Here is a 25,971-nt window from a genome sequence, read left to right as displayed (position 1 = left end):
GACGCGAAGGCGGCGTTGTCGGGCTACAGCAGGTCCGGCTACAAGGCCGTTGCGGACGAATACTCCGTCCCGTCCCCGTCGGCGAGCTGATCGCCGAGCCGGGTGCGCTGGTAGAGCAACCGGCGGCCGGCGCGTTCCGTGGTCGCCGGCCCGGCGTCGCGCAGCGTCGTCAGATGGTGTGACGCCGTGCCGGCGGCCAGGCCCAGACGCTCGGCGACCTCGCCGGTGCAGTGCGGGGCGGCCAGCAGGTGCAGCACCGCGGCCCGGGTCGGCCCCAGCAGGGCGGACAGCGGCCCCGCGGCGGCGCCCGGCCCTTCTCAGCGTGGAGGGACGCAGCACGGCCAGCGGAGCGCCCGTCATCATGTGGTCGCACGGGAGCACCCCCGACCAGACGTGGTGCCTGCAGAACCCCATCGTCGCGTAACAGCCGCCTGCGAGGGGCGCTCAGCCTTCGGGCGGCGAACGGCGTTCTCAGAGGCATGATCGAGAAGGGCGGCGAGCGGAAACCGATATGAACAACTCGAAGTAGATCGATCACCATCACGACCCACTGGCTCCGGAGCATGTGGGTGGGCCGTCCGCTGCATGACAGGATCAATCCATGGATTCGAAGTCCAGGGGGCAGTTGCGTGTCATCCGCGAGGTCATCACGGTCTTGCAGGCGGAAGGCATCCCGGCGTGGCTGTTTGGCGGCTGGGGACTCGACGCAAGGATCGGTCGCATCACCCGAGAGCACGGCGACGTGGAGTTCTGGGTCGAACGCATCCACGCCGAGCAATCAAAGGCGCTGATCGAGGGGATTGGGGGCACGGCTTTGCCGACTCAGCCTCCAGAAGAAGCCTGTGAGTTCATCCTGGACGGAACCTCTTTCAGCACCGCCTACATCGACCGGCGGCCGGACGGATCATTCGACCAGCCCCTCGGGAGGTTTTCTGACTGGCTGTTTCCGCCAGGATCCTTTGACAACGAACCCGTGACGCTCGACGGCATGCCGGTCCTGGCCATGAGTATTTCCGGCATGCTCGCGATGAAGGAGCAGTTCCCGCACCTGCGCCACGGCCGGCCGTGGCGGCAGAAGGACATCAGCGACATGGAGATGCTACGAAGGCTGCAAGCTACAGAGACGGCCGACAACCGTATGGGAGCCGCTGAGTAACAGAAGATGAGCGCCGCGTCGCGGCCGTCCGCGGCCCGCAAGGCCCACGGCGGAAACGCTGGATCGATCCGCTTCGGGTCGTCGAGTTCGGCATCATGCAGGTCCTGGCGCCATTCGGTACTCGCGGCCGGGTGGCGACCCAGCGTGTACGGCGGGTGCTCGGGCGGGCAGATCATCAACCATCGTTCCCAGTCCGGCCACCGCATCGCGATGGTCCGGCTCGTCGAGGCTGATTCGTGAGTCGGGCAGCCGGGCGCGGAGCAGGTCGGCGTCGGCGTGGCCCAGCTCGTCGAGGATGTCCAGGGCGGCTCGCCAGGCGTCGTGGGCGTCGCCGTGGTCGCCGGCGCTCTCATGGGCGTCGCCGAGGTTGGTGAGGGCCTGCGCCTCGTTGGGGCGGTCACCGGTCTCGGTGTACAGCGTGAGGGCGTGCCGGTAGCAGTCGATCGCCGCTTCCTGCTGGCCGAGCCGGTGGTGCACATAGCCGATGCTGTCCCAGGTGGTGGCCTCGCCATGGCGATTGCCGATGCTCTGGTGCAGGTTGAGGGCCTGTCGGCTGTAGGTGAGTGCCTGTGGGTACTTGCCGAGCAGGGTGTGCACGTAGCCGACGTTGTTGATTGCCCTGGCCTCGCCCGCCTGGTCCCCGGCGGCCTGGAACAGGGCGAGCGCGTGCTGGTCGTGGCTGAGCGCCTCGGGGTAGCGGCCCTGTCGCTCGTACTGTCGGGCCAGGTTGACGTGGGTCGTGGCCGTGCCTACCTGGTCGTCGAGCTCGGCGAACAGCGCCAGGGCGGCGCTGAAGTGCGTTCGGCTGTCGTCGGGGCGGCTCATCATGTCGTGGGAGCGGCCGAGGTTGCGGTGGATGTGCGCCTGCCCGGACCGGTCGCCGAGGCGGCGGGCGGCGGCGAGGGCGCGGCTCTGCACGGTGATCTGGTCCTGCCAGTGCCCGCGCAGGTTGAGGAAGTTCGTCAGAGTCCAGGCCAGCCCGGCGGTGTGCTGGTCGAGTCCCTCGGCGGCCGCGGCTTGCTCGGCGACCGCGAGCAGGACCGCGTGCTCGGCCGTGAACCACGCCATGGCCGCGCCGGCGTCGGTCAGCGGCGTCACCACCATTCCGGCGCGCGCCGGAGCGAGCGCGACCGGATCGCGGTGCGGGTACAGCAGTCGGTCGCCGGCGTGGGCGGTGTGGAGGTAGAAGTCGAACAGGCGGGTCAGGGCGGCGCGGCGGTCGGATGGGGGGTCTTCGTCGCCGGCCCGGCCGGCGGCGTAGGCGCGGACCAGGTCGTGGAGGGTATACCGGCCGGGGGCGGCCTCTTGCAGCAGATGATCCCGGCGTAGGTGGTGGAGGCGGGCCTCGGCGGTGGGCAGGTCGGTGTCGGCCAGAGCGGCGGCGGCGTAGGCGTCGAGGTCCTGGCCGGGGTGCAACGACAGCAGGCGTAGTACACGTTGCAGGTCGGTGGGTAGCTGTTGGTAGGACAGGCCGAGGGCGAGTTCGACGCCGGTGTCCAGCCGTCGCTGATAGTGGCGTTCGTCGAGCCGGTCGGCGCGGTCGGTCAAGGTCCAGCCGGGCGTCCCGCGGATGTGCGCGGCGACCAGCCCGAGCGCCAGGGGCAGATGGCCGCAGCGTCGGGCGATCCGGGCCGCGGCGCCCGGGTCCGCTCCGACGGGAACCCCGGCTGCGGCCCGGGTCAAGAAGGCCAGGGCGTCGTCGGGGGTGAACACGTTCACCGTCAGGTGCGCCGAGGGGCGCAGCGCGGCCAGGTCGCGTCGGCTGGTGACCAGCGCCGGACAGCCCGCTGTGCCGGGCAGCAGGGGGCGCACCTGGTCGGCGGTGGCGGCGTTGTCCAGCACCACCAGGGTGCGGGTGCCGGCCAGGCGGCGGCGGTAGGCCGCGGTGCGGGCGGGCAGGTCGTGCGGGATCTGCTGACCCGGCATACCGAGCAGGCGCAGGAAGCCGTCCAGTACGGCACCGGGGTCGGCCGGCGGCTGGGCCGGGTCGGGGTGGAAGCCGCGCAGGTTCACGAACAACACCCGGTCGACGACCTTCTCCTGGGTCAGAAGGTGTCCGGCGTGGATGGCGAGCTGGGTCTTGCCGACCCCGGCCATCCCGGCGATCGCGGAGATCACCATCGCGCCGCCCTCCAGCTGACCGTGGCGCAGCGCCTGCCGGAGCAGGTCCAACTCGGCGACGCGGCCGGTGAACCCGGCCAGATCCGGTGGCAGCCGGTCCTGGACCCGGACCTGCGAGGCTGCCTCGCTGCGCCCGCCGATCACTTGCAGCGCTTGGCGCCACTGTGTCACGTAGCCGGCATCTGGGTGCAAAGCCTGCACCACCGCGACAACCAGGTCGGGGTTCAACCGCCGTCGGCCGGGCCGGAAGCAGTCCGCCACGGTGGTCTTGCGCGCCAGGTCACCGGCGGGGCGGCCCGCTGCGGACCAGGCCGTGTTGACGCGGTCCTTGATCCGCTCGTACGACGGGTCACCGGCCCAGAGCTTCAACAACCGCAGCCGCTCGACCAGCGCGTCGAGGGTGCCGGCCTGCCCAGGGTCGGGCAACGCCGCGAACGTGTCGACCAGCCCCTGCATCGGCGGCATTGCCCACCTCCCGAACCGGGTCTGTGTCTCCGGCAGGGTTCCAAGCTACGGACATTGACCGCTGACGGGGTGTCCGGATCGAGACACTTCCGACCTCCGGCCCTGGCCCGTCGCTGAGCCCGAGCAACACGGCCCGCGTACGGATTCATCCGGGATCCTGTCACGTGAGCTTTCCGCACCGGACAGTCGACGGCGGAACCGCGGTCGGCACTGTGCACCAACTTAACCGCACTTATTGCCCTCTCGGATCCGTCGAGCCGACGGCTACCGGGGCGGCTGCCTTGAAGGTCGCGACCATCGAGATTCCGTACCAATGCGGGGGAAGCACATGAACCTGGAAATCTGCGTTCTGGGGCCAGTGGAAATGTGGTGGGACGGGCGTAGGGTTCCGCTCGGCACGCCGAAACAACTTACTCTGGTCGCCGCGCTGGTGCTGGCTCAGGGACGGCCGGTGCCGCTGGGCAGGCTGATCGAGCGGATCTGGGGCAGCGAGCCGCCGCGTGCGGCCCATAGCAGCTTGTACACGTACGTGGCGCGGCTGCGGCGGCTGCTGCGCACACATTGCCCCGGGCTGGCGGTGATCGCGCGTACCGCCACAAGCTACGCCCTGGAGGTCGACCCGACCCGTGTCGACCTGCACCAGGCCCGGCTCGTTCTGGCTGCGGCCCGGCTGGCCACGGACAATGGCCGAGACGCCGACGCCGTGCGGCTGTACCGGCAGGCGCTCCGGCTGTGGCAGGGCGAGCCTCTATGTGGGTTGCGCGGGAGCTGGGCCGAGCGCACCCAGGCCGGCCTGCGCCAGGAGCGGCTCACGGCGCTGAGCGGCTGGTTCGGTGCCGAGCTTCGGCTGGGCCGGCATGCCGAGGTGCTCGGCGAGCTGTCCGCCGCGGTCGGCGAATACCCGCTGGACGAGGTGTTGGCCGGCCTGCTCATGGTGAGCCTGCACCGGTCCGAGCGGCACGCCGACGCCTTGGCCACCTTCAACCGGATCCGCGCTGACCTGGCCGACCAACTCGGCGTTGACCCCGGCGCCTCGCTCCGCCGCCTGCACTCCCAACTCCTCCACTGAGTCGGCCCCTTTGGTCCTTGACCGACTCACGGCCGGCGCAACAACTGAGGACTACGCCGGCCGAACGATGACGCGGGTCTAACTCCAGGTGATGGAACGGGTGTTGTTGTCGCCGTTGAACGGGCCGCCACCGATGTTCATCGAGGAAACGATGGGCAGGGTTCTCTGGAACCCGGTGCGCGGCAGGGCGAAGTTCTGCAGGAAGTAGTGGTCGGTGAAACAGATGTTGAAGTTCGTGAAGGACGAGATCTGGTCCCAGGCGACCGACGGTAGGTCGAGCGAGTAGTCGACGTCGGTGGTCTGCCCCGTGCAGCTGACCGACCCGGACATGGTCAGCGTCCAGCCGGCGAAGTTCGGTTCGGAGTACTCGACGCCGATGACCAATGGCGCCGCCTGCGCGGCCGCCGGGTTCAGAGCCGCGGTGTTGGCCGCCTCGATCTTCGCGGTCAGCGCCTTGGACGAGGTGGCCTTGGCCGGGGCGTCGGTCACCGCGCCGCCGCTGGCGTAGCTGAGGGCTTCGGTGAACGTGCCGAAGCAACTCAGCGCCGGCGCCTTGTTGAGGCCCGGCCTCAGCTTGATCACGCAGTGGCCGCTCATGGCGCCCGCCGCGCCTGGCTTGGCCGGCGCGGCGCTGACCGGGGTGGCCGCCACGGCGCCGCCGATCAGGGTGATGCCGGCGACGACGCTGAGAACCCGCAGTATCCGGGATGATGAGATGCGCACTTCGAACCTCCTGGTGATAACCGACGCAGAAGAATGCCTGCGCCCGTCCAGCCTGGCGGTCCGATATGGCAAATTCTTTGACGAAAACTCGATGCGCGGCGCCGCTATCCGACACTCAGTTCCATGGAGTACTAACTGTGCTGCTCTTCCCGTTCGACTCGGGCCGCCCGAGAGCTTGACGCGAGGGCCAGCGAGTCGGGGAGGTGTGGCTCTGTCGTGGGCGGGAGGTATACCTCGACGACCAGGCCGCCGCCGTCTCGTGGAGTGGCGGTGGCGATGCCACCGCAGGCCGTGGCGACGGCGCGCACGATCGACAGCCCGAGTCCCGCGCCGTCGGTCTGCCCGGTGCGTTGGGCCCCCCGGTAGAACGGTTCGAACAGTCGCATGGCTTCGCCGTCGCTGATCGCCGGACCGGTGTTGCTGATCGTCAGGTGCCCGTTCGACGTGAGCCGTACGAGCACTTCACCGCCGGGCACGTTGTATCGCAGGGCGTTGTCCATCAGGTTGCGGACGAGTTGGGCGAGCAGCAGCCGGTCGCCGGTGACCGTGCAGCGGCCGGGCACGTCGAGCCGCAGCCCGGCCGGGCCGGTTCGGTGGTCTGTTGCCGCTTCCAGGGCGGTCTGGCGGACGACGTCGCCGAACTCCACCTTCTCCCGCCCGCGCCGGCCCTGTTCCCCGCGGGCCAGGGTGAGCAGGCCGTTGATCAGCGCGGTGCACCGGTCGTTGTTGCGGAGCAGCTCGTCACGAACGCGCCGGACCCTGCTCGGATCGGTGGTCGCCAGCCCGATCTGCAACGTCGTACGGGCCACGGCCAGCGGAGTGCGCAGCTCATGCGAAGCGTTGGCGATGAACCGTGCCTGTGCGCTGAAGGCGTCGTCGATCCGGGTCAGCAGGTCATTGAAGGTGTCGGAGAGTTCCCGGAGTTCGTCGGCCGGGCCGTGCACGGCGATCCGTTCGTGCAGGTTGGCGACGGAGATGCGGCGTGCCTGAGTGGTCATCGCATGGACCCGATTCAACACCCGCCCGGTGACCCACCAGGCCAGAAGCCCGACGATGACGGTCAGCACCGCGAATGCCACGATCCACTGGGTCAGGATGGTGCCGATCGCATCGTCGCGCTGCACGAGGATCGAGTCCAGGATGGATAAAGTCGGGGGCTTCCCGGACGGACTGGTCGTGCCGGTTTCCACACCGGGACTGGGGGCCGTCGGCGCTGATTGCAGGACCTCGCGGTCGCGCTCGGAGAGCTTGCCGACCCTCGTGATCACGATGCGGTTCTGGACGAAGACCATGGTCACCACCGCGGCGGCCACGATGACGAAGACGCCGGTGTGCATGAGGGTGAGCCGCCAGCGCAGCGTGAGCCGGTTCAGCATGCCGGGCCGGCCATCCGGTAGCCGACGCCGGGCAGAGTGTCGATGATCGAAGGTTCGCCGAGCTTCGCCCGTAACCGGGACATGGTCACCCGTACGGCATTGGTGAACGGATCCGCGTGTTCGTCCCACACCGTACGCAGCAGCTCCTCGGCGCTGAGGATCGTGCCGTTCGCGGCCAGCAAGGCGGCCAGCACACCGAATTCCTTGTTCGACAGTGGCACCGGGCGGCCGGCGCGTGTGACACGTCGCTGAGCCGAGTCGAGCGTGATGTCCTCGTGGCGCAGCACCGGAGGTACGGCCGGTTGGGAACGACGGCCGAGCGCGTCGAGGCGGGCGACGAGCTCGTCGAAGTCGAACGGTTTGCCGAGGTAGTCGTCGGCGCCGAGCCGCAAACCGGAAACACGCTCAGTCACCTCGGCGAGCGCGGTGAGCATCAGCACACGGGCGCGTCCGCCGGTTTCCATGATGCGTCGGCAGACCTCGTCGCCGTGCGTACCGGGCAGGTCCCGGTCGAGAACGACCACGTCGTAACAGTCGGTGACGAGCTTGTCGAGTGCAGTGCTGCCGTCATGGGCGACGTCGACCGACATCGCCCGGTCACGCAACCCTTCGGCGATGTAACCGGCGAGGAGCTTCTCGTCCTCCACCACAAGCACGCGCATGGCCACCTCCGGGTGGGATCTCGCGTCGACCGTAGCTCCGGTGGTGTTTCACCGACATAACAGCAGCTGGCCGGCCACGGTGAAACGCCGGTGAAACACCGGACGCCGTAGAACTTCGGGTCGTACCGGCGGTTGCCGGTCGAGCACGACCCGAGGAGTGGATATGCGCAACGTGACATCGCACCGCCGGCCCCTGATCCGGACGGCCGCGCTCGGACTGATGCTGACCGTGAGCTGTGCGCTCACCGGTTGTGGTGACTCCGGAAGCTCGAAGGACGGGATCGCCACCGGCGGAGGGAAGGATGCCGCGGCCGCCCCGAGCGCGTCGGCGGGCACCATCGATCCCGCGCAGTGGACGAAGTGTCTGCGGGACAACGGGATCGACGTCAAGGACCCGCAACCCGGAACGGGACCGGACTTGCCGGCCGATAGTCCGGCTCTCACGGCGGCGATGAACAAATGCAAGCAGTACGAGACCGTTCAGAGCGGCAGCACCGGAGCCAAGCCGAACGATCCTAAGCAGGACGAGCAGCGGCTCAAGTTCGCCAAGTGCATGCGTGAGCAGGGCATCGACTGGCCCGACCCGGTCCCGGGTCAGGGGATGGTGGTGCCCCCGCAGACCCCGGAGTTGATTGCTGCGGATCAGAAGTGCATGAAGCAGGTCCCGATGGACGGCAGCAAGTGAGGAAACATACGAAGGTCTCGGTGGCGGTGGTCGCCGTGGCGGTGACCGCCGCCTTGATCGCCGGGTCCGTGGTGCTTCTCACCCGCGACGATCGCGGGAGCGAGCAGGTCGCGGCCGGCCAGGATCTGACGACGCCGGTCGTGAAGACCGATCTGGTGGAGACCCAGCAGGTCGGCGGAACCCTCGGCTACGCGGGGACGGTATCCGTCGAGACCGACCGGAGCTCGATCGTGACCTGGCTTCCGCAGCCGGGTGACACCATCACCCGAGGACAGCATGTGTACGACGGCGACAACCAGCCGGTGCCGTTGTTGTACGGAAAGCTGCCGTTCTGGCGTGAGTTGTACCACGGTGTCGCCGACGGTCCGGACGTCCGGATCCTCGAGCAGAACCTGCGCAAGCTCGGTTACGGGGGTGGCCTGAACGTGGACGACGAGTTCACCGCCGCCACGGCGGCGACGGTGCGGAAGTGGCAGAAGGCTCGCGGCGCCGAACGCACCGGCCGGGTCAAGGTCGGCGACGTGGTCGTGCTCCCCGGCGCCATCCGGGTGGCCGAGGTCAAAGCCAAGATAGGTACGCGCGCGGCCGGTGAGGTCCTCACCGCGACCGGTGTCCGGAAGCAGGTCACTGTCGACCTGCCGGCCACCAAGTCGGCTCTGGCGGTCCGAGGCAGCAAGGTCACCGTGGGATTGCCGGACGGTAAGAACGCGAGCGGAAAGGTCGTCACGGTCGGTACGACGGCTAAGGCGCCCTCGGGCGATGACGAGGGTGGCGACAAAACCCCCACCCTGCCCGTCGTCATCGCGTTGGACGATCCCGCGGTGACCGGCGCCCTGGACGGTGCGCCGGTCACGGTCGACTTCCGGGGAACCGTACACAAAGGGGTCCTCGCCGTGCCGGTCAACGCCTTGCTGGCACTGGCCGAGGGTGGCTTCGGGGTGCAGGCCGTCGGCGGCGACGGCACGAAGCGGATCGTCGTGGTCGAGCTCGGCGCGTTCGCCGACGGTCAGGTCGAGATCAAGGGCAACGGGCTGACGGCGGGCATGAAAGTGACGGTGCCGTCAACATGACAGAAGCACCTCCGGTCATCGAACTGGATCGGGTCACCAAGTCCTATCCCGGCGGCGTACGCGCGCTCCACGACGCCTCGCTGCGGATCTGGCCGGACGAGCTGACCGCGATCGTCGGGCCCTCCGGATCGGGGAAGTCCACCATGTTGCAGCTGATGGGCACCCTGGACCGCCCGACCAGCGGGACGGTGCGCATCCTCGGGCACGATGTCGCCGGCCTCGACGACGTCCAACTGTCGGCGGTACGCGCGAAGTGGATCGGCTTCGTCTTTCAGCAGTTCTACCTCACCGCCCACCTGACGGCCGTGCAGAACGTCGCCAACGGGCTCTTCTATCACGGCATCGCCCGCAAGAAACGGCTGCGCGAGGCGGCCACGGCGCTGGAACGAGTCGGCCTCGGCCACCGGCTGGAACACCGCCCGCAGGAGCTCTCCGGCGGCGAACGTCAGCGGGTGGCGATCGCCCGCGCGCTGGTGGCCCGGCCGGCCATCGTGCTCGCCGACGAGCCCACCGGCGCGCTGGACTCCCGCTCCGGCGACACCATCATCGAGTTGTTGCACGAATTGCACAGTGAGGGCACCACGATCACGGTGATCACCCATGACAACGGCATCGCCGCCGCGTTCGACCGTCAGGTGGAGATCCTCGACGGTGAGATCCGCTCCGACCGCAGTACGAGGGTCGGCGCCGTATGAGCCCGCCCAGCGCCACCACGTCTGCGCCGCCGCTGCCTCGCACGGCCCGGCTGCGCACCAGCGACCTCATCGGCGTCGGGCTGCTCGGACTGCGCGGCCGGCCACTGCGCGCGATCCTGTCCGGCCTGGGCATCGCGATCGGGATCGCCGCGATGGTCGCTGTGCTGGGCGTCGGCGCCGCCAGCCAGGCTCAGCTCCTGGACAAGATCGCCAGCCTCGGCACCAACCTGCTGACGGTCGAACCGGGACAGAACCTGGTCGGCCAGAACCCCCCGCTGCCCGACGAGGTCGTCGACATGGTCAAGCGGATCCCCCCCGTCCGATCGGCCACCGCGACCGGAACCGTCAAGGGCGCAACCGTACGGCGTACCAACAAGATCGACCCGCGCGAGTCGCAGGGCATCGAAGTCGCCGCCGCCCGCCTGGATCTGCTGGACACCCTCGGCGGCAAGCTGGCCGGCGGAACCTGGCTGAACCAGGCAACCGCGCGGTACCCGGCCGTCGTCCTGGGCGCGACGACCGCCCGGTTGCTGGGCGCCGAGCCGGGACAGCAGGTGTTCATCTCCGGCCAGTGGTTCACCGTGGTCGGCGTCCTGGAACCGCTCGACCTGGCCCCGGAGATCAATACCTCCGCCCTGGTCGGCTGGGACGCCGCCACCGGCCGCCTCGGATTCGACGGCCACCCGACCCGCGTCTACACCCGTTCCGTCGACGAATCCGTGGACGCGGTGCGAGCAGTCCTGGCGCGTACGGCCAACCCGCAAGATCCGAGCGCGGTGAAGGTGAGCCGGCCATCGGACGCGCTCACCGCGCAACTGGCCGCCAAGAACACCTTCAACAGCCTCTTGATCGGACTGGGCGCGGTATCCCTGCTGGTCGGCGGCGTCGGCGTCGCCAACACAATGATCATTTCGGTGCTGGAACGCCGCCAGGAGATCGGACTACGGCGTGCTCTCGGCGCCCGACGACGCCAGATCCTGCTCCAGTTCCTCACCGAGGCAGTCGCGCTCTCCGTACTCGGCGGCCTGGCCGGCGCCGCGATCGGCCTCGCCGGTGTCACCGTCTACGCCACGTTCCAGGGCTGGCCGACGGTCATCCCGGCAACCGGGATCGCCGGCGGCGTCACCGCCTCGATCGCGATCGGCGCCATCGCCGGCCTCTATCCGGCCATGCGCGCCGGACGCCTCCCCCCAACGGAAGCGCTGACCACCGGCTGACCAACCCCACTGAGGTCAGTCCCGGTAGGAGCCGCCGAACCGTTCGGGGACCAGGTCGGCGCGCTCGGCGCCGGTACGGATCAGGTCGAGGATGGCCCCCGCGACCAGATCGGGGTGTTGCGGCTGGGGTGCGTGGCTGGACTCCAGGCGCGATGCGGATTCGTGACCGTCGCGCATCGAGCCGAGGAACTCGGTGGCCGTAATGAACGGATACATGGTGGAGACCGCGATGCCGTCGCCGGCCAATTCTGCCCGCGCCACCTCGGAAAGCTTGGCCAGGCCCGCCTTGGACCCGGCGTAGGCCCCCGAGCCGGGCAGCGCCCCGAAGGTGATGCCGGAGCTTACGTTGACGATGCTGCCGGCGCCTTGCTTGCGCATGACCGGGACGACCGCCTGCATGACCATCAGCGGCGCGACGAGGTTGAGGTCGAGCAGGGCGCGGAAGTCGTCGGGGTTGATCTCCTCGACGGGCAGGTGCAACCCCTGTCCGGCGTTGTTCACCAGCATGTCGATCCGCCCGTACGCGTCCACGGCGGCACGCACGGCCGTCTCGACCTGGCTGCGATCAGTGACGTCGGCGCGCACCGGCAGGGCCTCGCCGAGTTCGGCGGCGAGCTCGGTGATGCGCTCCTCCCGGCGCGCCACCAGCACCACCCTGGCGCCGGCGCGCGAGGCGGCCCGCGCGGTGGCGGCTCCGATGCCGGACGATGCCCCGGTTACAAGCACGACTGATCCGTTGATGTCCATCGATTCTCCTTGAGGAAGTGGGTCGGTCAGCGGGCCCGGCCGAGCACGGCCGCGGCGTCACGGAAGGGCAGGGAATCCGGTGAGAGGCGCTCGGCCGCAGCCGAGGGCCGGGTCCCGTCGATGACGAGTTGGGCGTAGCGGTGCCAGGCGCGGGGATCGACGTCCCGCGTGTTATCGGCGACCGCTCCGACCATGAGCGACAGGATGCACACGTCCTGGCCGGTGAACCCCTCGCGGAGTTCGCCGGCCGCGCGGGCGCGGGTGATCAGCGGCTCGACCGTCGGCGCGAGCCGCCGGCCCAGTTCCGCGGCCGAGTTCTCGCCGCGCATGATGACGGCACCAAGCCCGCGGTCGTTCGCACGTGCCTCGATGACGCCGAGCAGGAAGCCGCGAAACGCGGCCCCGGCGTCCGGCTCCCGCGTGGCCTCGGTAGCCAGGCGGAGCAGGTTGTCGACCTTCACGTCGAACAGAGCGTCGAGCACCGCGTCCTTGTCGGGGAACTTGCGGTAGACCGTGCCGATCCCGACGCCCGCCGCCCGGGCCACGTCGTTGAGCGTGGCGCCCACCCCGTGCTCGGCGAACACGCTCGCCGCAGCGTCGAGGATGCGGACGCGGTTGCGTTCGGCGTCTGCGCGTGGGGCGTGCACTCGCGGTGCATCGATGTTCACGACCCCAACGCTAGCACAAGCGGATACGGAGCTTCCGTATCCGTTTCAGTGGTTTGGTGATGTGGCCGACGTCGCTGGTCCGAACTCACCGGACGTCACACCAGATCTCCGGGTCGCCAGGATCTCGCCGTCGGTCACTGCTCGGGCTGGGCTGGCTGGCATGTTCTTTCAGCTGCTTCCTGCTACGCCGTGGCTCGGAGCCGGCTGACCCAGCCCTGGGCGGGTGACGAGGCACCTGATAGTGCGCGGCCACGCCCGCCACGGTCTCGACCCGGCCGACAATCTCGGCGAGGTCGTCGGGCGTACACCGGTACACGCGGCCGCTCGTGGCCGGTGGCGTAGCCGCAGCTCGGGTTCGCTTCGCGGTGTCTCGCCCTTTTCTGAGGCCCTGGCGCGGGTGGCGGTCCGCTTCTTCACCGGCGCCGGTGTGGCTGTCGCCGCTGCGGCCTTTCTGGTGGACTTCGCCGGGGTCTGCTTGGCGGTGCGTGTCGATGTCGTGGTGGCGGTTCTCGCCGTTCGGCGAGGCGCCGTGGTTTCGTCCTGAGCCGCTGGGGTGGCGGTTCGAGCGCGGGCCCGACCTGGCGCCGGTGTCGCCGGCCGTGGTGCGGTCTTGCGGGTGCGGGTCCTCGTCGCTGCGGGCGCCGCCGGCTGCCCGGTGGAATCGTTCGTGGCGGCTGCCTCGAGCGCGGTGGCGCCCGACGGCCTGCGGAGCTCGGTCGCCCCGGTTGTCCGCTGGTCGCCCGGCGCGGGGGCGCCGCGGCCAGCAGGAGCGACACGGTCATCGCCGCGATCAGGATCCGCACGAGCCTTCTCATGCTCGCGTTCCTTTCAGTAGCAGGTGGAGAACGGTCCACCGGCGATGAGCCGCAGCGAGCTGGCCTCGTTGGCCTCGCCGATGTCGTTGCCGGGAATCCCGTCGTCGGGCAGGTTCTGGACGTCCTGGCCCGGGTTCACGCAGAAGACGATGTCCCCGGTGTAATTGACGCCGTAGTAGTAGACGCTCACGTAGTTCGAGCTCGTGCGGTTCTTCGCGGACTTGATGTTGTTGTCGACGATCTGCCCGGTGCTGAACCTGTCGTTGCGAAAGTCGGGGTCGCTGTTGAAGAACGCGACCTTGCCGGTGCTGAACCCGACGTCCCAGCCGCAGTGGTAGCCCGTGTCGCAGCTCGAGTCGGCCGAGGCCGGTGACGCCGGCACCAGAACAGCCGCCACCAGTGCGGTGGCGGCGGCGAGCATCCGGGATTTCCTGATCATTCTTGACCTCCTTGGACGTTCGGCGTCGTCGGACCTCTGTTTAGCAGCGTGCGGGTTGTCTGGATCCTGCTCGGGCCGGTCAGACAAACAACTCTGAGCAACGGCATAGATAATGGACGATGGGAGCGAGGGTGGTGAGGGGGAGGTTCGGGGGATGCCGAGGCCTGAACGGCCGTTGGACGGGCTGGACGGCCCGGTCGCGCAATTGGCCGGCGGGCTGCGGCAGCTGCGCGAGAAGGCCGGCAAGCCGGGCTACCGGCAGATGGCCGTGCGCGTGAACTACTCGGTGGCGACCCTGTCCGCGGCGGCCTCGGGCCGGCGGCTGCCGACGCTGGAGGTGACCCTCGCCTATGTTGCCGCCTGTGGTGGTGATCTTGGGGAGTGGGAGTGGCGTTGGAGGGAGGCGGAGCGGCTCAGCATGGCGTCGGCCGCCGATCCGGACGCGGAGGCGAACGGGCAGGGGCGGTCGCCGTACCCGGGTTTGGCGTCGTTCAAGACGCAGGACGCCGAGTTTTTCTTCGGCCGCGCCGTACTGGTGGACGAGCTGGTGCGCCGCCTGCGGCAGCGGCGTTTCCTGACGGTGTTCGGCCCTTCAGGGGCGGGTAAGTCGTCGCTGGTGCGAGCGGGGCTGGTCCCCGCCGCAGGCGGGCCGGTGATCGTGTTGACGCCGGGCGCGCATCCGATGGCGGAGCTGGCGGTGCATCTGGCCCGGCATGCCGGTGTGTCGGCAGGTGGGCTGCTGGACGAGCTGCGTGAGGACCCGGTTCGGGCGGACCTGATGGTCCGGCAGGGCCTGCCCGACACACCGGAGAATGGTGATCTTCTGGTGGTGGTGGACCAGTTCGAGGAAGTCTTCGCGTCCCGCGCCGACCCGGCCGAACGGGCCGACTTCATCGCGGCGTTGCTGGCGATGTGCCAGCAGCCGGATAGCCGGGCGCGGGTGGTGCTGGCCGTACGCGCCGATCACTATGCCCAGTTCACCGAACACCCCGAGCTGCTGGCCGCGCTGACCGACGCCCAAGTGTTGATCGGCGGGATGAGTCCTGCCGAGTTGCGCGAGGCGGTGACCCGGCCGGCCGCGACCCGTGGCGCCCGGGTCGAGGGTGCTCTGGCGGCCACGATCGTTGCGGAGGTCAGTGACTCGCCGGGTGCGCTGCCCCTTGCGGCGCACGCACTGCGCGAGGCCTGGCGCCGTCGCCAAGGTGCGATGGTCACCCTGGCCGGCTACCAGGCAGCCGGCGGAGTCGCCGGCGCGGTCGCGCACACCGCGGAACAGACCTTCGAGCAGCTGTCCGAGCAGGAACAGGTCGTCGCCCGGTCGGTGCTGCTGCGCATGGTCGACGTCGGCCCGGACGGGTTGATCACCCGCCGGCGGCTGAGCCGCCCCGAGCTGGACACAGTTGAGCAGGGCCCGGCCGTCGTCGCGGCATTCACGACCGCCCGGCTGCTCAGCACCGACCGTGACACGGTGGAGATCGCGCACGAGGCGCTGATCCGGGCCTGGCCACGTCTCCAGGGTTGGGTGGAGGAGAGCCGCGCCGGGCTGCGCCTGCACCGTCAGCTCACCGAGGCAGCCGCCGCCTGGAAGTCGCTGGGACGCGATGAGGGCGCGCTGTATCGAGGGCTGCGGCTGTCGAGTGCTGTGGAGGCGGTGGACGCGAACGTTATCGACCTGAGCGGTACGGAATGGGAGTTTCTGGAGGCTGGCCGCGCGTTACGCGACCGTGAGACGCGGAAGCGTCAGCGTCGCACGCGCCGAGCGTTCGCCGGGCTCGTCGCGGGCCTTGCCGTCGTCTGCGTGCTCGCGACCGGAGCGGTCGTGTCAGCGCACCGCGCCACGAACGAACGGGACCGGGCCGAGGCCGAACGGGACCGTGCCGTGGCGCGGGAGCTGGTGGCGGGCGCTCGGGCCGAGCGGATGACCGATCCCGAGCTCGCGCTGCTGCTCGCGGCGCGGGCGTACCGCCTTCATCCAGACGACCAGACCGAGTCGATGCTGCGCCAGACCACCGCCGACGCGCGTACGACGTTCACGATGGAAGGGCACGACGGGGTAGTGCAGTCGGTCGCCGTCAGCGGGTCGCGAGTCGCCAGCGCGGACTCGGATGGCGTGGTCAAGGTATGGGATCTGCAGGGCCGGACACCGCCGGTCACCGCGCCCGTGCCCGGCTACTTCGTCGCTTTCGGCCCGGACGGACGACTGGCCATCTCGCACTCAGATCAGAAAAACTGGAGCAGCCAGATCATGCTGTGGCGACCGGAGGGCGCGGACCCGGCACGACCACTGGGTCCGCGGTTACCCACCATCATGGGAACCGTGGCGTACAGCCCGGACGGCCGCTGGGTCGCCGGGATCGGCGCTGACTCGCATGTCCACGTCTGGAACACCCGAGACGGGTCACGAAGGTCACTGCGCCATCCTGGAACCGCAAGCGGCCTCGCCTTCGGCGGGGGCGGGCGGCTGGCCCTCGTCACGGGCGACGGCACCATTCGGATCTGGAACATCGGTTCCTCGGCTCCGCCCGTCGTGATCCGGCAACCGAAGATGACCTCTCCCGAGTCCGTGGCGGTCAGCCCCGATGGCCGGAGAGTCGCCGTGAGCGGCGACGAGAAGGTCATGGCGTGGTCCACCGACGGGCGCTCCGGACCGCAGATCTATCGCGGCCCGGAGCACCACTACATCAGCGTGGCGTTCAGCCCGGACGGCCGCCGTATCGCCGCGGGCGCCGACGAGCGGACCGTCCGGATCTGGGACGTCTCCGACAGCACACGCGGCTTGGCGCTGCGTGGACACCGGGGTGCGGTGCGCGGTGTGGCGTTCAGCCCGGACGGCCGCCGTATCGTCTCCGGCAGCGACGACGCCACCGTGCGCGTGTGGGACACGACCGCCGCCCCCACCACCATCACGCTTCCCGTATCAAACCGCCCGGCGGCGATCAGCGATGACGGCAGCTTCGCCGCGGTGATGCCCGCCAACAAGCCCGGCACGATTTCCGTCTCTCCCACCCGGGCGCCGCAGAACGCGACACTGTACAAAGTCCCGTCGGGCCCGTTGTTCCTCGCCCTCAGCGCTGGGGGAGGCGGTGTCGCGGCTTCGACCGTCGACAACGAAAAGATCTACTGGTGGCGGACGGCGACAGGTGACAAACCGGAGGTTCTCGAGTGTCGCCGCTGGCCGGATCCGGTGATCGGCAACAAGGTCACCTTGAGTCACGATGGTCGCCTGCTCGCCGTCGAGTGCGGCGACGGCGAGGTCCGAGTATGGCGGGCCGGCGGCCGAGAGGTTGCCATCCCGCTCGACCATGCTCCACCCCTCACGATCAACCATGACGCCAGCCTGGTGGCACTGATCCAGAACCCGGACGGCGTGGTGCTGTGGGACCCGGCCGCCGGCCGGGTGATAAGGAGGTTGAAGGGCCAAAGCGGACGCCCCGATCGCGTCCAGCTCAGCTCGGACGGACGGTGGCTGGCCGTCGCGAGCGACGATGGGGCGATCCGGGTCTGGGCCGTCGCCAGCGATGAGGACCCGGTCGTGCTCACCGGTTCTGTCGGGCAGATCGCGTCAATGAGCTTCAGCCCGGACGGCAAGCTGATCGCCGGCGTCGGCACCGACGACGTCGTGCGCCTATGGAAGACCGACGGCAGCGGCGAGGCCCTGACCTTCGACCAGCCCACCGGCGCCCGGCAAGTCGCCTTCAGTGCCGATGGACGGCGACTCATCACCCTGTATGGAGCGACAATCCGCTTTACGCCCTGCGAGGTATGCGACTCGATCGATAAGGTAATCGCGCTGGCAAGACAGCGCACTACCCGAGACTTCACCCCGGAAGAGCGCACGAAATACCTACGCGAACCCGAATAGGCCCGCAGCGATCACATGCAAGCCAGCACCGCGTGACTCAACCAGGCAGCAAGCTACCGAGTAACGACTGCGATTGCTTACAGGGAAGGTCCGACACACCCGCGCCACCCTGGCCCGCGACGCCGGCACCCGCCTTAAGGGACATTCAGGACGGCCTCGGACACGCCGACCCGCGCACCACCCGCCGTTACCACCACGGCGGTGCCCGCCTCGACCAGTCCCCGGGCTACGCCCTCGCCCGACACCTCGCCAGGACCCGGCCCAGCCCGGACCCGGCCGGGCATGGACGCTGATCTCGGGGAACTGCAACTTGCCCGCGCCCTACCGCGTCAACTACCACGAAGCCTTGGACGCCAACTGCCTTGCGGCGGTCACCGAGTCACTGATCGACGCTCGGCAGGTCATCGACGCGTGCCCGTCGAGGTGCCGCCGGGCGCCGGCCGTTTGGTAGCCGCGTGGCACGAATGTAGCGCTGGGACTGGTGACCGAGGCGTCGGCCTGCGCCCGGACGAGGACGCGCCGTCATGAAGATGGACGCCTTCCGCGACAAGTTCCTCAGCGCGTACGGCGGACTTGCGGCGGGCGCGCTTGCGGCGTTTGCGTCTGCCTGGACCCGCGCCGCGGCGGCCAGCGGGTCGCTCGCATGCGGCGGATCGCGCCGCAGATGCCGAGGCCGGCGTCCAGGGCCACCGCGAGGTCGAAGATCAGCAGGAAGACCGAGCCGCTCCGGACATCCGGGTCGGGATCGCAGTGACGGGCAGCACGGCGGGCCCGAACTGCATCTCCGCAGCTCAGACCCGCTGACGGTACTGCGCGCCTGGAGGGCTCCAATTCTGGTCTTCCGAGCGGCAAGGGCTCGAGCTAGTGGAAGCGCCAGGCGACGATATTCGGGACGTTGTCGGTGGCGTATGGGTCGTCATTGGGGCGGTCTGGGTTGCAGACCAACACGGCGAGGTCGTACGTCGGCTGTCCCCCCTGCTCGGTTCCGTACGGCCGGAGGCACTTGCCGAAGCCCCAAGCGGCACTTACGAACTTCACCCAGCCGTTCTTGCCCGACGCATGCCAGCTAGTTCCCAACTCGCCGCAGCTACTCAGTCCGACAAGATTGTTCGACAGGGCCTTGAGGCATGTGTTGGACTGCTTATGCTTCAGTTCCATCCAGCCTGCGTCCCCGACGTTCCACACCTGGAAAACGTTTCCAGCGTTGCACGCGTGGAGGTAGGCGAAACTCCCGTCACCGTCCAGGCACCAGCCCGGATTTCCCATGTTCTCGTAGCGCGTGTCTCCAGCGGCAGACGCCGGCGCGGCGCCCAGCATGAGACTGGCGACCGCGACGATCATCGCGACGCCGAGTGTGCCGAATCTTCTGAGTGCCTTCATGAACACTCCTTCCCGCTGGCGACGTGCGCCAGTCCTGGTTGTCAAGACCTCTGTCTAGCGGGGCGAGAGTTGTCTGGGCCCTCCACGGGGCCGTGAGACAAACAAACTCCGGACAACACAGCAATAATTTGAAGCGCTGTGCCTCGAGTCGGTGTGGGCGGGGCTGAAAGTCGCGCTCGGTGTATTCACTGAACTAGCCGTTCGCTGCTTTCGAGAGACGCTGCCGTCGATGAGCGGGCCGCAGCGGGTGGTCGAAGGGCTCATCGCATTGCCGAAGTGGTCCAGGGTAAGCGCTGGGACCGGGAAGGTCGGCTACGACGGGCACGCGCGCGGAGTCCTCGTCGCCGGGACAGCCGCAGAGCTGCGTGGCGGGCGCCGCCGCGGCGGCGTTCCAACCGGCCAGGGCCGCCCCGGCGATCAGCATCGCCGCGCTCAGGTATCCGAGAACCGTCGTGCTCTCTGGGGCCGGCTGCGCAGGACGGTGATGAGCCGGCACAGCCCAATCGTCACGAGGACCGTGGCGGCCGCCCACCGGAGCGCTCCGGCCGGCGCGTTGATGATGTCGATGAGCGACGCGACAGAGCCCAGAACGACCAGGAGGACGGCGAGCATGCTTACCCCGGCCAGGACGCGATGGGCAGCCGGGCCGGCCCACCGCGAGACCCGAGTGGTCAAACCTTCTGCGCATGACAAATCTTGGACAGTTCCAAACAACGGCATTGATGGACGTGATGTTCTACCCCCGGCTCAAACCACGGGGGAGGTAAGCGGCCATGCCTTTGGCGTCCCAACTATCCTCGCGCGCCCGCCTACTGGCGGTTTTCTGCGCGTTTCTGCTCGCTCTGACGATCGCTCCGCCGGCTGCCCGGCCGGCCCGAGCTGATCCCGGCGACACACCCAAGGCCACCGCGGGCCAGGCCCCGCAACAGCGTGGCCTGCCACCCAACGCCGCCTCGGCCGATGCCGTCACCGAGAACGCCCGGCCACCCGTCGTCCCGCCGGTCGTGCGGGCCGGCGGTGAACCCGAGAAGGTCAGCGCCCGCTCGCTCGCCAAGGCCCGCAGCGCGGCGCCTGGCGAGGCGTTCACCGATCTGTTGCTGCGCCCCGGTTACGTGATCGGCGACACCTCGCTCGTCGTCCTGTTCAACCTGGCCGACGAGTCCTTCGACAACTGGCGCATCGACCTGTTCGACGTGACCACCGGCACCCGCCAGGATTCGGTCGTCCTCGGCAAGGACGCGCTCGAGACCAGCAAGTGCCTGCAGCCGCGCAAGTTCTGCAAGTCACTCGGCACCGCCGAGGGCTGGGAGCTCGAGGCGGGCAAGCGTTACTTCGTCACGATCACGGCGCTCTACGCCGACGGTGAGGTCACCTCGGCCGCGTCCGAGGAGTCTTCTCCTCGGACCACTGTGGACCCTCCCGCCGTGCCGGCCCGGCAGGCGGCCGGCTGCAACTGCAGCGGCGCGCTGGGCATGACCGACGCGAGCCAGGCGATCCGCGCGATCGGCGTGAACACCGGCACCGGCACGTTCACCCGCGTCGAGCAGGACCTGTCACTGACGTCGTTCGCCGTGCCGTTCGCGTCGGGCCGCGCGTACTCGTCGGCCAACTCCGGCCCGTCGGCCTTCGGGCCCGGCTGGGCCTGGATCTACGACATGAAGGTCACCGCTTCCGAGGGCGGCGCGGTGGTGCGGGCGGAGGACGGCTCGGACGTTCTCTTCGCGCTCGACGGCGACGCCTACGTCCGCCCGCCGGGCGTCCGGTCGACGCTGCGCCGCGCGGGTGATGGCTGGGAACTGGTCACCCGTAACAACATCGCGTACGCCTTCGACGCCCAGGGCCGGCTCACGTCGATCCTGAACCCGCGTCAGCAGGGCCTGCGCCTCGCCTACGGCACCAGCACGATCACGGTCACCGACGCCTCCGGCCACAAGGCACTCGTGCGGCTCGACGACGGCCTGATCGAGTCGATCACGCTCGAGGATCTGCGCACGGTGTTCTTCTGGTACACCGGCGGCCTGCTCACCAAGGTGCGTGACGCCCGCGGCGAGTTCTGGCAGTACAGGTACGACGCCGCCGGCCGGCTCACCCAGGTGATCGACCCGCACCGTGTGACCGCCCCGACCAACGAGTACGGGCCGGACGGGCGGGTCGTGCGCCAGCTCGACGCGCTGGGCGCGGCCACCACCTTCGTGTGGAACGCCGAGAAGCAGGAGGCCAAGACCACCGACGCCGACAACGTCACGGTCTGGGACGGCTACAAGGGCAACGTTCTGCTCTACACCCAGCGCGGCAACGGCGACGTCAACAATCATCGCTACGACGGCAAGCTGAACCGCAACCTGGTGGTCAACGGCAACCAGAACCAGCACGAGACGCAGTACGACGCGGCCGGCAACCCGATCGAGCAGTTCGCGCCGGGGCGCCGGTTCAGCGAGAAGACCACCTACGACGCGCGGAACAACCCGGCCACCCACGTCGACGCCAACGGCCAGACGTGGAAGGACGAGTACAACGAGTTCGACGAGTTGGTCAAGAGCACCGACCCGGAGAACCATTCGATCCAGTACGCGTACGACGATCGCGGTCTTCAGACGACCGTGACCGACCAGCGTGGCAAGGTCAGCAAGTACGAGACCATCCCGCCCGGCGAGCGGAACTCCGGCCTGGTGGAGAAGGTGACCAGCGCCGGCGGCCGGCGTACCCAGAGCCTCTATGACAAGGCCGGTCGCCGCATCGTCGCCATCGACCCGCGCGGCAACAGCACCAAGTTCTTCTACGACGAGCAGGACCGCACCGTGGCCACGCTGTCGCCGGAGAAGCGCAATCCCTCGCGGTCGGAGTTCGACGCGGTCGGCCGCCTCGTGCGCACGACCACGCCGGCCGGCGTCACCACGATCAACACGTACTTCCCGACCGGGCAGCTCATGTCGACGGTCGGCGAGCGGGTCACCACGAAGTTCACCTACACGGCCGCCGGTCGCCGGGCCACCTCCGCGGTCGACATGCGGCACGAGCCGGATCTGGTGACCAGCTGGACGTACAACCCGAAGGGTCTGGCGGAGACGGTCACGTCGCCACGCGGCAACGTCCCCGGCGCCAACAAGGCCGACTTCACCACGACCTATGTGTACGACGCCAACGACAACCCGATTCAGATCCGTCGCCCGTACCCGAATGGTCAGGTTGTCACCAAGGACATCGCCGTCGATGACCTTGACCGGACCGTGCAGACGAAGGACGCGTTCGGCAAGTCGTCCAGCTTCGACCGGGCAAACGGCGGCGAGGTCACCGGGGCCACCGACAGCCTGGGCCGCAAGACGACGATGGGCTACGACAAGAACGGCCGGCAGACCGAGACCACCGATCCGAAGGGCGGCAAGACCAAGACCGAGTACGACGCGGCCGGCAACAAGGTCAAGTCGATCTCGGCGGTCGGCGGCATCACGACCTGGGAATACGACGACGACGGCATGCTCGACGCCACCACCGAGCCGCGCGGCAACGTCGACGGCGCGGACAAAGCGAAATACACCACCCGATTCGAGTACGACGCCGCGGGCAACCAGGTCAAAGCGATCGACCCGCTCGGCAACACGACGCAGTACCGCTACGACGACGCGAACCGGCTGATCGCCACCACCGACGCCAACAAGCACGTCACGCGGGTCACGTACAACGAGGACGATCAGACCAGCACCGTCACCACACCGGACGCCGGGCTGAACGACTCGACCGTCTACGAGTACGCCGACGACGGCATGGTGGCCTCGATCACCGACCCGCGCGGGCACCGGACCCGGATGGACTATGACGAGGCCGGCCGCCTGATCAAGAGGACCGACCCGCTGGGCCGCAGCACGTACTCGACCTTCGACGCCGAGGGCAACCAGACCCAGTCGCTGTCGCTGGACCGGCTCGAGTTCCCCTGGCTGCTGCGGGATTCCGAGCGGGCCGAGCGCACGACCGTGGACACCTACGACATCGTGGGCCGCCGCACCGAGCGCAAGCTGGGCTCGAAGGGCCCGGTCTACAACTGGGGCTACGACGGCAAGGACCGCACCACCTCCTACGGCGACCCGACCGGCGTCCGGAACGTCGTGTACGACGAGGAGGACCAGGTCAAGGAGGTCACCCGCAAGGAGGCGGGCCGGGCCGACGAGAAGTTCACGTACGAGTACGACCAGCGCGGCAACATCGAGTCGAGGCAGTACCCGGACGGCACCAAGGTGACCTTCGGCTACGACGCGGACAGCCGGCTCACCACGCAGAACGCGCCCGGCGCGAGCTGGAGCTTCGGCTACGACGTGGCCGGCCGCCGGATCAGCACCACGCTGCCCGCGGCGGCCGGGCTGGTGGAGAACCGGTCCTTCGACGACGCCGGGCGGCTCACCGCGATCGGCACCGAGCGCGTCGGCGACCCGGTGCCGGGTGTGCAGGACCCGGTGTCCCGGTACGACCTCACCCTCGACCCCGAGGGCAACCCGACGCGGGTGATCACCACCCGGGGCGGCACGGCCGAGTCGGTCGCGTACGGCTACGACGAGGCCGACCGGGTCACCTCCGCCTGCTACGCGGTGGAGTCGTGCACCGGCAAGCCGAAGCCGGCCGGGCGCATCGACTACACCTACGACGAGGTTGGCAACCGCACGAGCCAGAAGCGCTCGGGCACGGCCGGCAGCGACCTCACCACCTATCGGTACGACGACGCCGACCAGCTGCAGTCCGAGACGCTGCTCGGCGTGGGTCACAGCCGGTTGACCACCTACGACTACGACGAGCGGGGCAACCAGACCAAGGCCGGCGGCGACCGGTTCACCTACAACCTCGACAACAGCGTGGCCACGGCCAAGGTCAACGGCCGGACCACGAGCTTCGAGTACGGCGCGAACGGGCTGCGGCTGTCCTCGAGGACAGCTGAGCCGGACGGCGCGAGCTCGACGCAGCGCTGGTCGTGGGACATGGCGGGGACGCTGCCGCAGATCGCGATCGACACTGTCGAGAACGCCGACGGCGCCGTGACCGAGAAGCGCGGCTTCGTGTACGGGCCGGACGACGAACCCCTCGCCCTGCTCGACCCGGCGTCGGGCGCCCACTCGTACACGCACGACTGGCTCGGCGGCATCGCGAACATGCTCTCGCCCACCGGCGTGGTGGAGAAGGGCTACGACTACGACCCGTTCGGCAACCCGCGGGTGGGCGCGTCGCTGGCCGATCAGCGGATCCCGGGGGAGGGCCCCGGCATCGAGAACCCGATGCAGTTCCACGGTGCGTACCAGGACCCCAGCACCGGCGACGGCAACTACTTCATGCGGGCCCGCAACTACAACCCGGGCACCGGCCGGTTCGCGACGCAGGACCCGATGCCGATGGGTCAGGGTGCGACGTCGGCGTACACGTACGGGTCGAACAACCCGCTGGCGTACTCCGACCCGACCGGCCTGATGCCGGACGCCGGACCGACCACCGGGGGCGCACCGGCCGACGGCACGGTGGTGCCGACCGGTCCGTCGCCGGAGGACATGGCCAAGGCCAACCAGATCCAGTCCAAGAGCATGCTGGACGTGATCCTGGAAGCCGGCGGCCAGATCCTGATGGAGTTCCTCGGGATCAACGACATCATCAACTGCCTCAAAGGCGACCTGATGGCGTGCGTCTCGATGATCGTCGGGGCGCTCCCCTGGGGCAAGATCTTCAAGGCCAAGAAGATCGCCGAGGCCATCTTCCGAGCCGGCAAGGCCGTGATCACCTTCTTCCAGGAGATCAAGTGGGCCCGGGCGATCATCGCCGGCGCCGAGAAGGCGGCCGAGGCGGCGAAGGCCGCCGCGGCGGCCGCGGCCAAGGCGGCGGCCGAGAAGGCGGCGAAGGTCAAGGCCGCGGCCGAGGCGGCGGCCAAGAAGGCCGCGGCCGAGGCGCAGGCCAAGGCGAAAGCCCTCGCGGAGAAGGCGAAGGCGAAGACGAAGAAGGGCGTCGACGATCCGAAGGACGGCCCGTCCTGCAAGGCCATACCGAAGAAGCACAGCTTCACCCCGGAGACGCGGGTGCTGCTGGCCGACGGTTCGGCCAAGGCGATCGGCCAGCTCGAGCCCGGCGACACCGTCGCGGCGGCCGACCCGTCCACCGGTGAGAGCGGTGCCCGGCAGATCACCCACACCATCCGCACCGACGACGACAAGGACTTCGTCGACCTCACCATCGAGGGCGAGAAGCTCACCACGACGGAGAACCACCCGTTCTGGTCGGTGACCCGAGGGCGCTGGGTGGAGGCCGGTGAGCTGAAGGCCGGCGAGACGCTGAAGACGGCGGCCGGGACGTACGTCCAGGTCGGCGCGATCAAGGTGTACGAGGGCAAGCAGCGGACGTACGACCTCACCGTCGACGACATCCATGCGTACTACGTGCTGGCCGGCGACGTCTCGGTCCTGGTGCACAACTGCGGCGACGATCCGACCGGCGCACCGTGCTCCTGCTACCCGGCGACCGGGTACGGACCGAACGTGCCGCCGATCAGGCAACCGGGCCAGTGGAGTGACTCGGACATCTGGCGGGGCGCGCACGGCATGCGGCCGCAGAGCATCGGCAACAACCTCGAGCTGCACCACGCCGACCAGATGCCCGGCTCCGGCATTCACGAGCTGCCGCAGCAGGTGCACCGAGGTCCGGGTCAGCACAACGTGTTGCATCCGAACCCGAACAACCAGGGCGTCACCGGCGCGATGCGCGACGAGGACACGCAACTACATTGGTGGTACCGGTCGCAGGAAGAGGGCTGGGGCCAGCATCCGGCCGAGTGGTGGTACGACAACTAGCCCGGAAGGAAG

The 25,971-nt window shown here is 69.1% G+C and carries 17 protein-coding genes and 1 pseudogene; 9 read left to right on the top strand and 9 right to left on the bottom strand.

The window, feature by feature from the left end; all coding sequences use genetic code 11:
* Window positions 1–38: 38 nt before the first annotated feature.
* Window positions 39–278, bottom strand: coding sequence for a helix-turn-helix domain-containing protein (locus AB0M54_RS29645; RefSeq protein WP_364475014.1), 240 nt, complete (start codon window positions 276–278; stop codon window positions 39–41).
* 323 nt (window positions 279–601) lie between these two features.
* Here AB0M54_RS29645 and AB0M54_RS29640 point away from each other — a divergent pair, with 323 nt between their 5' ends.
* Entirely contained in the window at window positions 602–1,156 is a 555-nt protein-coding gene (locus AB0M54_RS29640) for a hypothetical protein (RefSeq protein WP_364474879.1), read from the top strand.
* A 93-nt stretch (window positions 1,157–1,249) separates the two neighbouring features.
* On the opposite strand, the gene AB0M54_RS29635 is transcribed toward AB0M54_RS29640, so the two are convergent.
* Window positions 1,250–3,742: a tetratricopeptide repeat protein gene (locus AB0M54_RS29635; RefSeq protein WP_364474877.1), complete on the bottom strand. Its 2,493-nt coding sequence runs from the start codon at window positions 3,740–3,742 to the stop codon at window positions 1,250–1,252.
* Between the two features lie 364 nt (window positions 3,743–4,106).
* Here AB0M54_RS29635 and AB0M54_RS29630 point away from each other — a divergent pair, with 364 nt between their 5' ends.
* Window positions 4,107–4,811 (top strand): AfsR/SARP family transcriptional regulator, encoded by a 705-nt coding sequence (locus AB0M54_RS29630; RefSeq protein WP_364475012.1) that lies wholly within the window; start codon window positions 4,107–4,109, stop codon window positions 4,809–4,811.
* Between the two features lie 78 nt (window positions 4,812–4,889).
* On the opposite strand, the gene AB0M54_RS29625 is transcribed toward AB0M54_RS29630, so the two are convergent.
* From AB0M54_RS29625 to AB0M54_RS29615, 3 genes are all read right to left on the bottom strand, one after another.
* The gene (locus AB0M54_RS29625; RefSeq protein WP_364324138.1) at window positions 4,890–5,534 is read right to left on the bottom strand and encodes a hypothetical protein; all 645 of its coding nucleotides are present in this window, start codon (window positions 5,532–5,534) and stop codon (window positions 4,890–4,892) included.
* 131 nt (window positions 5,535–5,665) lie between these two features.
* Window positions 5,666–6,910: an ATP-binding protein gene (locus AB0M54_RS29620; RefSeq protein WP_364324139.1), complete on the bottom strand. Its 1,245-nt coding sequence runs from the start codon at window positions 6,908–6,910 to the stop codon at window positions 5,666–5,668.
* Window positions 6,904–7,572 (bottom strand): response regulator transcription factor, encoded by a 669-nt coding sequence (locus AB0M54_RS29615; protein WP_364324140.1) that lies wholly within the window; start codon window positions 7,570–7,572, stop codon window positions 6,904–6,906. Before AB0M54_RS29615 ends, AB0M54_RS29620 begins: the two co-directional genes overlap by 7 nt.
* Window positions 7,573–7,792: 220 nt before the next feature.
* On the opposite strand from AB0M54_RS29615, the gene AB0M54_RS29610 reads away from it, so the two are divergent.
* The 4 genes from AB0M54_RS29610 to AB0M54_RS29595 are packed head-to-tail and all read left to right on the top strand — an operon-like array spanning window position 7,793 to window position 11,239.
* The gene (locus AB0M54_RS29610) at window positions 7,793–8,257 is read left to right on the top strand and encodes a hypothetical protein (protein ID WP_364474875.1); all 465 of its coding nucleotides are present in this window, start codon (window positions 7,793–7,795) and stop codon (window positions 8,255–8,257) included.
* Between the two features lie 20 nt (window positions 8,258–8,277).
* Complete coding sequence (locus AB0M54_RS29605) at window positions 8,278–9,327, top strand: peptidoglycan-binding protein (protein ID WP_364474873.1); 1,050 nt, start codon at window positions 8,278–8,280, stop codon at window positions 9,325–9,327.
* Complete coding sequence (locus tag AB0M54_RS29600; protein WP_364474871.1) at window positions 9,324–10,022, top strand: ABC transporter ATP-binding protein; 699 nt, start codon at window positions 9,324–9,326, stop codon at window positions 10,020–10,022. The genes AB0M54_RS29605 and AB0M54_RS29600 overlap by 4 nt, the downstream gene beginning before the upstream one ends.
* The gene (locus AB0M54_RS29595) at window positions 10,019–11,239 is read left to right on the top strand and encodes an ABC transporter permease (RefSeq protein WP_364474869.1); all 1,221 of its coding nucleotides are present in this window, start codon (window positions 10,019–10,021) and stop codon (window positions 11,237–11,239) included. The genes AB0M54_RS29600 and AB0M54_RS29595 overlap by 4 nt, the downstream gene beginning before the upstream one ends.
* Window positions 11,240–11,254: 15 nt before the next feature.
* Here AB0M54_RS29595 and AB0M54_RS29590 read toward each other — a convergent pair whose 3' ends face one another.
* From AB0M54_RS29590 to AB0M54_RS29580, 3 genes are all read right to left on the bottom strand, one after another.
* Entirely contained in the window at window positions 11,255–11,986 is a 732-nt protein-coding gene (locus AB0M54_RS29590; RefSeq protein ID WP_364324150.1) for an SDR family oxidoreductase, read from the bottom strand.
* Window positions 11,987–12,012: 26 nt separating this feature from the next.
* Window positions 12,013–12,654, bottom strand: a complete 642-nt coding sequence (locus AB0M54_RS29585; protein ID WP_364324152.1) for a helix-turn-helix domain-containing protein — start codon at window positions 12,652–12,654, stop codon at window positions 12,013–12,015.
* An 828-nt stretch (window positions 12,655–13,482) separates the two neighbouring features.
* Entirely contained in the window at window positions 13,483–13,908 is a 426-nt protein-coding gene (locus AB0M54_RS29580) for a peptidase inhibitor family I36 protein (RefSeq protein WP_364474868.1), read from the bottom strand.
* Window positions 13,909–14,083: 175 nt separating this feature from the next.
* Between AB0M54_RS29580 and AB0M54_RS29575 the strand changes: the two genes are divergently transcribed.
* Entirely contained in the window at window positions 14,084–17,770 is a 3,687-nt protein-coding gene (locus tag AB0M54_RS29575; protein WP_364474866.1) for a hypothetical protein, read from the top strand.
* Window positions 17,771–17,858: 88 nt separating this feature from the next.
* Window positions 17,859–17,961 (top strand): annotated as a pseudogene (locus tag AB0M54_RS29570) (integrase); the annotation flags it as partial.
* 670 nt (window positions 17,962–18,631) lie between these two features.
* Here the strand turns inward: AB0M54_RS29570 and AB0M54_RS29565 are convergent.
* Window positions 18,632–19,150 (bottom strand): hypothetical protein, encoded by a 519-nt coding sequence (locus AB0M54_RS29565; RefSeq protein ID WP_364324160.1) that lies wholly within the window; start codon window positions 19,148–19,150, stop codon window positions 18,632–18,634.
* A 773-nt stretch (window positions 19,151–19,923) separates the two neighbouring features.
* Here AB0M54_RS29565 and AB0M54_RS29560 point away from each other — a divergent pair.
* Window positions 19,924–25,959 carry a polymorphic toxin-type HINT domain-containing protein gene (locus tag AB0M54_RS29560; RefSeq protein ID WP_364474864.1) on the top strand — a complete coding sequence of 2,012 codons (6,036 nt, stop codon included), beginning with the start codon at window positions 19,924–19,926 and terminating at the stop codon, window positions 25,957–25,959.
* Window positions 25,960–25,971: the final 12 nt, after the last annotated feature.

It is taken from the genome of Actinoplanes sp. NPDC051470 (genome assembly GCF_040682035.1).
In the GTDB taxonomy this organism is placed as follows: Bacteria; Actinomycetota; Actinomycetes; order Mycobacteriales; family Micromonosporaceae; genus Actinoplanes.
The sequence above is the reverse complement of the archived record's forward strand: the minus strand, read 5'-3'. Positions and strand labels throughout refer to the sequence as shown.